Origin of the sequence: Algoriphagus sp. (assembly GCF_029254265.1) — a bacterium.
GTDB lineage: Bacteria > Bacteroidota > Bacteroidia > Cytophagales > Cyclobacteriaceae > Algoriphagus.
Genome location: NZ_JAQWXX010000059.1, coordinates 21510 through 32855 on the forward strand (window position 1 = coordinate 21510; position 11346 = coordinate 32855).

The 11346-nt window shown below is 39.8% G+C and carries 5 protein-coding genes and 1 pseudogene; 2 read left to right on the forward strand and 4 right to left on the reverse strand.

Translation table 11 applies throughout. From position 1 onward, the window contains the following. Positions 1-7: 7 nt before the first annotated feature. The 4 genes from P8O16_RS09095 to P8O16_RS09110 form a co-directional block, all read right to left on the reverse strand. Positions 8-2986, reverse strand: coding sequence for a TonB-dependent receptor (locus P8O16_RS09095; RefSeq protein WP_300313572.1), 2979 nt, complete (start codon positions 2984-2986; stop codon positions 8-10). A gap of 469 nt (positions 2987-3455) precedes the next feature. Continuing rightward, complete coding sequence (locus tag P8O16_RS09100) at positions 3456-5378, reverse strand: OmpA family protein (RefSeq protein WP_300313575.1); 1923 nt, start codon at positions 5376-5378, stop codon at positions 3456-3458. A 4-nt stretch (positions 5379-5382) separates the two neighbouring features. Next, positions 5383-6009 carry a 7-carboxy-7-deazaguanine synthase QueE gene (locus P8O16_RS09105; RefSeq protein ID WP_300313578.1) on the reverse strand — a complete coding sequence of 209 codons (627 nt, stop codon included), beginning with the start codon at positions 6007-6009 and terminating at the stop codon, positions 5383-5385. 142 nt (positions 6010-6151) lie between these two features. After that, the gene (locus tag P8O16_RS09110) at positions 6152-7753 is read right to left on the reverse strand and encodes an amidohydrolase (RefSeq protein ID WP_300313580.1); all 1602 of its coding nucleotides are present in this window, start codon (positions 7751-7753) and stop codon (positions 6152-6154) included. Between the two features lie 173 nt (positions 7754-7926). Here P8O16_RS09110 and leuS point away from each other — a divergent pair, with 173 nt between their 5' ends. Together leuS and P8O16_RS09120 are read left to right on the forward strand one after the other, a co-directional pair. Then, positions 7927-10701 carry a leucine--tRNA ligase gene (gene leuS, locus P8O16_RS09115; RefSeq protein ID WP_300313583.1) on the forward strand — a complete coding sequence of 925 codons (2775 nt, stop codon included), beginning with the start codon at positions 7927-7929 and terminating at the stop codon, positions 10699-10701. 63 nt (positions 10702-10764) lie between these two features. Further along, positions 10765-11346: pseudogene (locus P8O16_RS09120) on the forward strand (glycosyltransferase); the annotation flags it as partial.

The following is an 11346-nucleotide window of genomic DNA, read 5'->3' on the forward strand; positions in this document are numbered from 1 at the left end:
TTTCTGATTAGAAGTTAAGATTGATACCAGCAGAAATCTGACGAGCATTTGGATAAGCACCGAAAGTGTTTCCGATTGAGTTTGCCTCAGGATCAATTCCGTTATAATTGGTGAACGTTGCCAAGTTTAATCCTTGAACAAATAGCGAAGCGCTTGCCATACCTATTTTGCTTGCAGCAGCCGAGCCCAATGTATAGTTAAGGGTCACTTGCTTCAATCTTACATATCCTCCATCGCTCATCAAACGAGTTGAGAAGGTGTTGACCGCAGAAGTACCTGGCTCTTGACCACCTTCGTAAGGTCTACCTACAGTAGTGATATCGCCTGGTTGCTTCCAGTAATCTAATTGATTTACTAACAAGTTACCAGTTCCAGATCCCCAGTTAGCTAGGTTATATAAATCTGAATTGGTTGCAAAATTACCAAACTGATACTGGAAGAACACTTCAAGTGTCAATGGACCATAAGAGAAGGTGTTTGAAAGACCACCATAGCTAGAAGGCAATGCACTTCCTCTGTAATCCAATGTATTTTGACCTGTTACATAAGTAAAGTTTCCTGTTCCAGTTCCATCATCATACATCGCTCTACCATTCGCAGGGTTTACACCGAGGTATTCATTAGTGTAGAAGAAAGAAATAGGTCTTCCAACGATCAAACTGTTACCAATTCGATCCAAACCATCATAAAGCGAAATTAATTCGTTCTCCAAGAAGGTGATGTTGAAACCAGTGCTCCACTGGAATTTTCCAGCTACAATATTTACAGTTTGTACATCAATATCAATTCCTTGATTTCTTACTTCACCTGTATTTCTTGTAATTGATCCAAATCCTGAATCAGTTGGAAGAGGCGTATTGAACAATAGATTGTTTGAATTTTTTCTCCAGAAATCAACTGTAGTGATGATTCTACCATTGAACAAGGTTGCATCCAAACCAAGGTTGATAGTTTCTGATTCTTCCCAAGTCAATAAATCGTTACCCAATTGACTTAAATCCAATCCACCTTGACCAAGATACTGACCTGAGGAACCTACAAGAGTTCTTGAAGCAAAATTGGCAATATCAGAGTTTCCAGTTACACCGTAAGATGCTCTAACTCTCAAATTATCCAACCATGTAACATCCTGAAGGAATGCTTCAGAAGAAAGTCTCCATCCAGCAGAAGCTGCATAGAAAGTACCCCATCTGTTTTTCTCTCCAAATCTAGAGTGACCATCTCTTCTTACTGTTACATCAGCAGTGTATCGATCATCATAATCATATTTTGCTTGACCGAAGAAACCAGCTCTTTTGTACTCAGTGAATGAGCTATTCACAGCAAAAGGTGTAGCTGCATTTGCCAAATAAATCAAAGTAGGATTAGGAAATCCTCTACCTGTCGCAGATTGAAAATCAGACTGAGAACCTTTGTATTCAAAACCTAAGATACCGGATACGGTATGTACATCATTGAATTTCTTATTGAAATTGAAGTTGTGGTTGGTATTGAAGTTTGTGTTTCTTCTAGCTGTAAATACAGAAGCTCCTCCATAAGATGAGAATACTGGGATCGTAGATGGTCTATTGTTGATATCCGCGTTGTCGGAGAAATCAAGACCAAAATAAGAGGTCCAGCTTAACCAAGGTGCAATTTGATAATTCAACTGAAGGTTAGAAACAGTCTGTACTGTCTTTCCACTTCTTAATTCTTCAAATACACCTTGTACAATGTTATAACCAAACAAGTGATTTGAAGGATAAGGAGCAAAAGATCCATCCTCATTGTAAATTGGAACGTTTGGACGAGCTGAGAAACCAGCTACGAAAGGTCCATTTACGAAGTTACCTCTGTCGATCGATCCATTTGTATTCTGGAAGGATAATGAAAGGTTAGCTGCTACAGTTAGATTTTTGTTTGGTCTATGTGTTACATTCAAACGACCAGTTGCTCTATTGTAATCAGACATTTCGATTTGACCTTCCTGCTTAGTATAAGAGCCAGAAAGGAAGAAGGTAGTCTTCTCATCACCTCCAGAAATTGAAAGATCATAAACACTCAATCTACCTTGTCTGTAGAGCGCATCTAGCCAATCATAGCTTTGAAGATTTGGATCTTCAGGGTTACCATAAGTAGCATCTGAACCTGAAGTAGCCAAACCACGATTTTGGTAAGCTACTCTTTTGATTCCCGCTAGCTGAGAGGCATCCATCACATCATAAAGATTCAAAGGCTGTACAATACCTTCTTGCACAGATACTTTTACTTGTGACTTTCCTTTTTTACCTTTTTTAGTATTGATCAAAACAACACCGTTTGCAGCCTGAGCTCCATAAATAGCAGCAGCAGCAGCATCCTTTAGAACTTCGATTGACTCGATGTCATTCGGGTTGATAGAAGCTAGTGCGTTTTGAGAACCCTGGCCAGATAGACCGCCGTTGTTTACTTGTACACCATCCACGATGTAAAGTGGATCATTACCAGCGTTGATCGAGCCAACACCTCTAATACGTACGTTCAAAGTACCTCCTGGCTGCCCAGAAGTTGAAGTTACCTGAACACCAGCAATTCGACCTTGCATCGCACGGTCAAATGATTGAACAGGTAGATTTTCGAAAACTTCTCCTTTAACTGAAGAAATAGCTCCAGTAATTTCTCTTTTTGACTGATCTCCGTAAGACGTGATTACGAATTCAGACAAAGCTTGAACATCTGGCTCCATAGACACATCGATTGTGGTTCTGTTGCCAATTGTTACCTCTTGTGGTCTTAAGCCGACGAAGGTAAAGACCAAAACATTGCTTCCGGATGGAACGCTAATAGAATACTTGCCATCAAGATCTGTGGCTGTTCCGATTGTTGTTCCTTTTACCAGAACTGTTGCACCTGGCACTCCAAGGTTATCCTCAGTGGAAATAACCGTACCAGTAATCACGCGGTTTTGGGCAAATGCAACAGCACTTCCCAACATCAGCATGAGTCCTAGAAGTAAAACTTTCCTCATATTTGGTTTGATTATGGTTTAAATTAGACTCAATGATATCCCTAAAAGTGGAATAACACAAAGCCACTACTCTATAAAAACCTAAATAGTTTAAATCTCCATTTTTAGAAAAAATTGTATTAAAAACATAATCGAAATAATATTCTGAATAAAAGGTGAATTCAAAATTTTATTAATTTTTTGAGCTATTAATTTATTGTTAACAAAAGTTAATTTTTCTACAAAAAAATCCAAATCCTTGAAAAATATTTTTAACCAACATAAACAGTTGTTTATTTCTTCAAAAAACACAAGGACAAAATATTATTAAATCGAATCTAATTAAAGAGAATATTTTTTATCAAATACTTATAATTCTTGGAATAATTAACTGAATATATTACACATTTAAAAATGTAATTATATTAATAGTTTTGAAAAAATAATATTAGTATACTTTCCTACTTGAAAAACGAAGCCTTTGTAAAACCTATAGAACCTTTATAGTTATTCTTCGGTTTAAAGCCTGATTCTCGAGGGAGGTATTTGGAACCATCGGCTCAATATCTCCCTTTCCTTCAACCATGATTCTTGCTGGGTGAAGGCCTTTTTCGACGAGGTAATTTTTAACACTTTGTGCCCGCTGTAAACTCAACTGTAAATTGTAAGCTTGGCGACCTATATTATCTGTATGACCTACAATCAGAATATTAACATTTGGATTTTCTGTTAAAAACTTCAACAATCGCTTTAATGAAGAGATTGATTCATTTTTGAGATCGTATTTGTCAAATTCAAAGAATACATTTTCAAAAACGAACTCCTCACCCTTAGCAACAGGCACCAGCTCAATCTTCAGATCTTTTACATTCTGTATTTTGTCCCGCTCCACATTGAATATTTTGGGAATAAAACCCTGCTTCTCGACATACAGTCCTGAAATCGCCTTGTCGGGATAGAGCATGGTAAAATCACCTGTCTTACCATCTGACCTGAATTGATATAGTGTGCTGTCATTGGTTAGAGATACTAATGACAAGGTTGCTTCGATTGGCTCTCCAGTTTTGGAATTGTATACTTTTCCCTCAGTTACAGTTAAGTTCTCGCCAAGGTATATTTCTTTCGGGAATTTAAAGCGATAGAGAAGAGAGCGGTCATTATCACCTTCTTCACTGGTCAATTCAGTAAAGTAAGCATAATCCTTCTGGGCAGTAATAAAAAGCGCCACCTGATCCAACTGGTCATTGATTGGCAAACCGAGATTCTCTGGCCTGGCAAATTCGCCATCCACTACTCTTGATAGCAGTATATCCATCCCTCCAAATCCATCATGCCCATTGGAGGCAAAAAAAAGGATTTCATTATTGAAAAACATAAAAGGGCTAATTTCATCTTTTGGGGTATTTACAACATTGCCAAGATTTTTGGCCTCCGCCCAAGAGCCATCATTTTGAAGAATACTATACCAGATATCATTTCCTCCGAAACCTCCTTTTCGATTGGATGAGAAAAACAAAATTCGACCATCTGCGGAAAGTGAAGGCTGAGAGTCCCAAGATCTGGAGTTCACTTTTTTGCCCATATTTTTAGGACTTTGCCACATACCATTCTTTTTGTATGCAATGTAAAGATCACAACTCCCTTCGGTATCTGGTGAATCACAGGAGGTATAGATTAATACATTCCCGTCTGCCGTTACAGAGCAAGTTCCCTCATTATAGATGGAGTTAATCGTTTGGGAGATACTTGAAGGCTTTGTCCATTTTCCTTCTGGCGAAAGAAATGACATATAAATATCCTCTTTATCTGTATTCTGGGTTCCGTCTCTTTTAGTAAAAAGGATTTGCTCTCCATCCGCTGTCAGTACAGGGAAGTATTGGAGTTTAAATTCATTCAAAGGATTGCTGAGTATCTCCTTTTCAATGATTCTTGTGTTGCCGATTTGAGTTTGAAGAAATTCCATCTTTGCTTTCATCTCGACATAATACATGGAGGTTTTGAAAGAATCCTCTAAAATGGGATCTGCTTCCATGAAAGTTTGATACGCCTTAGCAAACTTACCCTGATTCAAATAGAGGTTTGTAAAGAGCCAACCAAAATCTGCCGCATGCTTTTGAGTGGCATTTTTTCCATTGAGTCTACTTTTTCCAGCAAGGGCGACCTTCTCAGCTTCTTCTAACTTCCCTTGGGTAATTAGTAATTGTGCCTGCTTAAGATAAGCTTCTAAAAATGAGCCCTCACGCTCAATTGCATCTTGGTACTTCTGTATTGCCTCATCGTATCTTCGAGAAAGAGTAAGTTCCTCCCCCTCCTTGAAAAACTTAATAGCTCTTGAATCAATAATGGAATAGGTCTGTGCCTGCGCAAAACACAGTGTTGCAAAAAACAGAATTCCAAAGAAGTAAAGGCGCATGGGTTTATGGTATAGCCATAAATTTATGAGTTTGGAGGGATATTTTCCAAAAAGGTCGATTTTTAACGTATTCGACAATTTCGGGAGTAAATTTTTCTGCTTTGCTCCACTCAGGTTGTAAACGAAGTTCACATTCGCTTTTTACCAGTTTGGCATGCTCCTCTGCGAAAGCGAAATCACTTTGATGGAAAACCACCACTTTTAATTCATCTGCAACTTCATAGATTGAAGGATGGGGTTTTTTGAATTTCTTGGGAGAAAAACAAACCCAATCAAAATCTCCTGAAAAAGGATGCGCACCGGAAGTTTCAATATTTGTGGTGAAGCCTTTTTCTTTCAAAAGCTTTGTCAATGGACCCAAATCATACATCAAAGGTTCTCCCCCTGTGATTACTACCAATCTACCAGGATAGCTACATGCTTCTTCGACAATCCTTTCAATTGATAGGACTGGCCATTTTCCAGCTTCCCAACTTTCCTTGACATCGCACCAAACACAGCCTACATCACAGCCTCCCAAACGGATAAAATATGCCGGATGCCCTGTGAATTTACCTTCGCCTTGTATCGTGTAAAAAGCTTCCATCAAGGGCAAGGATTTGCCGGAAGCAACTTGTTGTTCGAGAGTCATTTGAATTTTTGGTAAAGCGGGTGATTCGACCGCTGGGTGAATTAATAAGGCAAAGGTAACTCTAAAGTTGGGAAGTTTAAAAGCTAAAAAGTGGTAAGGTTTTTCAACTTTACCACTTTTTGACTTTAGAAACCTTACAACCTTATTTTTTCAATGTAGGATAGGTTACCCCCAACTGCTCCAAATAGGTATCATACTTCGTCTCATCGTAATAAAACTTTTCCAATTGAGGACGGAATTGATTCATTATCGAAGTATTCAAATAAATCGGCGGTGCATCTTCAGCCGAAATCATCGGCTTATAAGTTTCCTCTTTGGTTTGGACATTTTTGAAATAATCCCATGCCTGATCCACCAATTCCGGCTGTAACAAGAAGTCCAAAATTGTCATTGCCTCAGCTTTTGCTCCAGCAGTTACACCTTTGTGCGCAATTGGAGTAGCCATTGCAATTGCATTACTCCAGTGATGTCCCTGAAGACCTGGAATATTTGATGGAAATCTCAAAGTTACCGTAGGAACTACCCACGAAACATCTCCGATATCATCCGACCCACCAGAAATCGGAACTTTTACCGGTAGTCCAAGTGTATCTAATTTGGTATCTAAACCTTCTATTTTCTTTGCCCCAACTTCTGTCTGTACAGCTTTGGCAAGTGCTTGATCATCCTCAGACCAAGTCGGCAAACCAACCTTTAAAATATTAGCATACATCTTTTCCGCAATCACTTTATTAAAGTGTCTTGGCCAGGCTGTACCAAGTATTTTAGAAGTAACTTCTGTATCTGTCATCAAAGCTGCACCTTCTGCCATTTTATTAGCGATTTCGTACATTTCCATGATGCCATCATACTTCACATCTCTGAAATAGTACCAAATCGAAGCTTTCGAAGGAACTACATTTGGCTGATCGCCAGCATCTGTAAAGATAGAATGAGACCGCTTCAAAGGGTCCAAATGCTCTCTTTTGTAATTCCAACCCACATTCATTAATTCCGCTGCATCCAATGCACTTCTTCCTCGCCATGGTGAACCTGCAGAGTGAGCAGCTTCTCCTGAAAAGGTGTATTCAACAGAAATCAATCCTGTACCAGTTGCTTGTCCATAACTTACCCCAAGGTTATCTCCCACATGGGTGAAAATGCAAATATCTACATCATCAAAAAGCCCATCTCGAGTATACCAAGCTTTCGCAGCGACCAACTCTTCGGCGATTCCTGGCCAAAGAATTAAAGTACCTCCAACATTCTCACGCTCCATGATTTTTTTCACAGCTAAAGCTGCCGTGATATTTAAAGGAATTCCCGCATTATGACCTTCACCATGACCCGGTGCTCCTTCAACTATAGGCTTATGGTAAGCAACGCCTGGATACTGGGAAGCTTTAGGAATATTATCTACATCTGAACCAAGCGCAATCACTGGCCCCTCTCCATTTTTCCAAGTAGCAAACCATGCAGTCGGAATTCCAGAGACACCCCTCTCTATAGTGAATCCATTTTTTTCCAAAATCCCGGTGAGATACTTAGATGATTCAACTTCCTGGAATCCAAGTTCTGCAAAGCTGAAAACCTTATCTACCATCACCTGACTCAATTTAGCATCTTGTTCGACCAAGGTTGCAACCTCTTGCTTCAAAGCGTCGATCTGCTTGGCGGACATTTTCTTCTGAGAATATGACTCTGTCGAAAGCCCAAAAACTGCTACCGAAGTGGCAATCAATCCTATTATTAATGTTTTATTCATTTGATTGGTGGTTTTATTTGAGTGGAAAGTAAGAAAAAGCAACTTCTGATTGAAATAAAATTGACCAATGGAATAAAAGTTAGACTGAGAGGAATTGGAGATTTGATTACCAAAGCCGCATGAATTTTCTATTTTTGCAGGCGTTTAGCTTAAAAATCATCAATAATTCAATCATGGCGGAGTACAATTTCAGGGAAATAGAGAAAAAATGGCAGGCATACTGGGAAAAGAATCAAACTTACCTGGCTGAGCCAAATCCTGACAAACCTAAGTTTTATTCGCTTGACATGTTCCCCTACCCTTCTGGAGCTGGCCTGCACGTTGGCCACCCACTAGGATATATCGCCTCTGATATCATCGCAAGATTTAAGCGATTAAAGGGATTCAATGTCCTTCATCCTATGGGTTATGATTCATTTGGCTTGCCTGCTGAGCAATACGCAATCCAGACTGGTCAGCATCCTGCTATCACTACGGAACAAAATATTACTCGCTACACTGAGCAATTAAAAAATATTGGATTTGCTTTCGATTGGAGTAAAGAGGTTCGTACCTCAGATCCGGCTTATTACAAGTGGACGCAGTGGATCTTTATGCAGCTTTTCAACAGCTACTACGATCAAGAAGCAGATAAAGCGCTTTCCATCGATTCCTTAATTTCTCGGTTTGAAAAAGAAGGAAACAAGAATGTAAAGGCCATTTGCGATGATGAAACGCCAATTTTTTCCCATTTGGATTGGAAAGCTTTTTCCGAAAAGGAAAAGCAAGAAATGCTGCTCAAATATCGCTTGACTTTCTTGGCAGAGACAACCGTGAATTGGTGCGCTGCTTTAGGTACTGTACTTTCCAATGACGAAGTTAAAGACGGATTCTCTGAGCGAGGTGGCCATCCAGTCGAGCGAAAGAAAATGATGCAGTGGTCTATGCGAATCACTGCCTACGCAGATCGCTTACTTCAAGGTCTTGAAAAAGTTGATTGGTCTGAGCCTATCAAAGAAATGCAGCGAAACTGGATCGGGAAATCCATCGGTGCTGAAGTGACTTTTGAGGTAAAGGATTCATCTGAGACCATTAAAGTTTTCACCACACGAGTAGATACAATTTTTGGAGTGACTTATTTGGCTTTAGCACCAGAAAGTGATTTGTCAGCAGCACTCATTACCGAGGATCAGCGAGCTAGTGCCGAAGCTTATATTGAAGTTGCCAAAAATCGCTCTGAGCGTGAGCGAATGAGTGATGTAAAAACCATCTCCGGAGCATTCACTGGCTCCTACGCAATCAATCCTTTTAACGGAGAAGAAATCCAGATTTGGGTAGCAGATTACGTACTTGCAGGTTATGGAACTGGCGCCGTAATGGCCGTTCCAGCTCATGATGAACGGGATTACAATTTTGCGAAGCATTTTGGGCTGGAGATCAGACAAGTGATCGAAGGCTCTATGGAAAACGGCTCTTTCCCTGGAAAGGGAGGGCTAATAATTAACTCCGGCTTCATCTCCAACCTTTACATGAAGGATGCGATGATCAAAGCGATTGAATTTTTGGAAGAAAAAGGAATCGGAAAAGGAAAGATTCAATACCGAATGCGAGATGCGATTTTTACCCGTCAGCGTTATTGGGGCGAACCACTTCCAGTTTATTTCAAAGAAGGATTGCCTTATTTAATTGAAGAAAAAGACTTGCCTTTGGTATTACCTGAGGTAGATAAATATTTGCCAACCGAGGATGGAGCACCTCCACTTGGTCGTGCCAAAAACTGGACCTACAAGACTTCCGAGGGTGAATTTCCTTTGGAAATGAGTACTATGCCAGGTTGGGCCGGATCAAGTTGGTATTTCTTCCGATACATGGATCCTAAAAATGACACTGAGTTTGTAGACAAAGCAAAAGCTGATTATTGGGGAGCTGTGGATTTATATATCGGAGGTTCAGAGCATGCTACAGGTCACTTACTCTATTCAAGATTCTGGACCAAATTCTTATTTGATCTAGGGGTAGTTTCAATCGATGAGCCATTCCAAAAGATGATCAACCAGGGTATGATTCAGGGTAGGTCTAATTTTGTTTATCGAATTAAAGGCGAAAATAAATTTGTCAGTCTTGGATTAAAAGACAATTACGACACTTCTGCGATGCATGTGGATGTGAATATTGTTCACAATGACCAACTGAATTTGGACAAGTTTAAGGCTTGGAGACCGGATTTGGCAGACGCAGAATTCATCTTGGAGGATGGTAAATACCATTGCGGATCTGAAGTTGAAAAAATGTCCAAATCCAAATACAACGTAGTCAATCCGGATGATATTATCGAGCGATACGGTGCAGACACGCTTCGATCTTACGAAATGTTCTTGGGACCTTTGGAGCAGTTCAAACCTTGGAACACCAACGGAATTGATGGCGTTTTCAAGTTTTTGAGAAAGCTTTGGAACCTATACCACACTCCTACCGGAGAATTCCAAGTTTCGGATGAAGCGCCAAGCAAGGCCGAGTTGAAAGCGCTTCACAAAGCGATTAAGAAGATGGAAGAAGATATGGAAAATCACTCCTTCAACACTTCAGTTTCCAGCTTTATGATTTGTGTAAATGAATTGACTGCTCTGAAATCTAACAAAAGAGGAATCCTTGAGCCATTAGCCGTTTTGGTTTCCCCTTACGCTCCACATATTGCCGAGGAACTTTGGAGCTTATTGGGTTATTCGACCTCAATTACTGAAGCCACTTTCCCGGAATTCAAGGAAGAATACTTGGTAGAAAGTAACTTTGAATATCCTGTGATGATCAATGGAAAAATGCGAGCGAAGTTGAATCTTCCACTTTCACTTTCTGTACCGGAAATCGAAAAAGAAGCCATGGCAGACGAGACGGTTCAAAAATGGCTAGAAGGTAAAGCTCCTAAGAAGGTGATCATTGTACCGGGTAAAATTGTGAATCTGGTTATCTAAAACTGAAAGAAATTAAAGGGGAAATGGTAATTTCCCTTTTCTTTTTTTTTTCAAAAGTATTCAATGATCATCTACACCTTCCCCATCCGAACCGCCTTTATCGACCGTGATGTGGAGATGATTTCTCCTGAATTTGAGCTTAAAACACTGGAGTTTACCCAAAACCCAGCTAAGCTTATTTTCTACTTTGTGCTCCAGTTTTTTCAGCTGCTTTGGTACCTCCCAAAAACAACTCAATACCTATGCTTTTTTGGCGGATATCATTCGGTTTTGCCTGTTTGGTTTGGGAAAGTTTTTGGAAAAAGATGCATTATCCAGGCTGGAGGCACAGATTGCATGAATATGCCTGAGATCAATTATGGAAATTTTAGGAAAAAATGGCTCCGAAAAGCCACCATATATTCCTTTAAAAATTGCAGCTTAATCTTGCCTGTAGCTGAAGCTTTGGTTAAACAAGACTATAGCTATGATCCAAGTATTTCGCCCAAACAAGGATTGCTCAATCTGATTCCCAATCTGAAAACGTCTATTCGAGTGATTCCTAATGGATTTGACACTGATTTTTGGAAAGACTTGAAAAAAACCCGATTCCCGAAAAGCTTTATCTCGGTTGCCACCGGCACTTCCAATCCCGCTCGAGCAAGA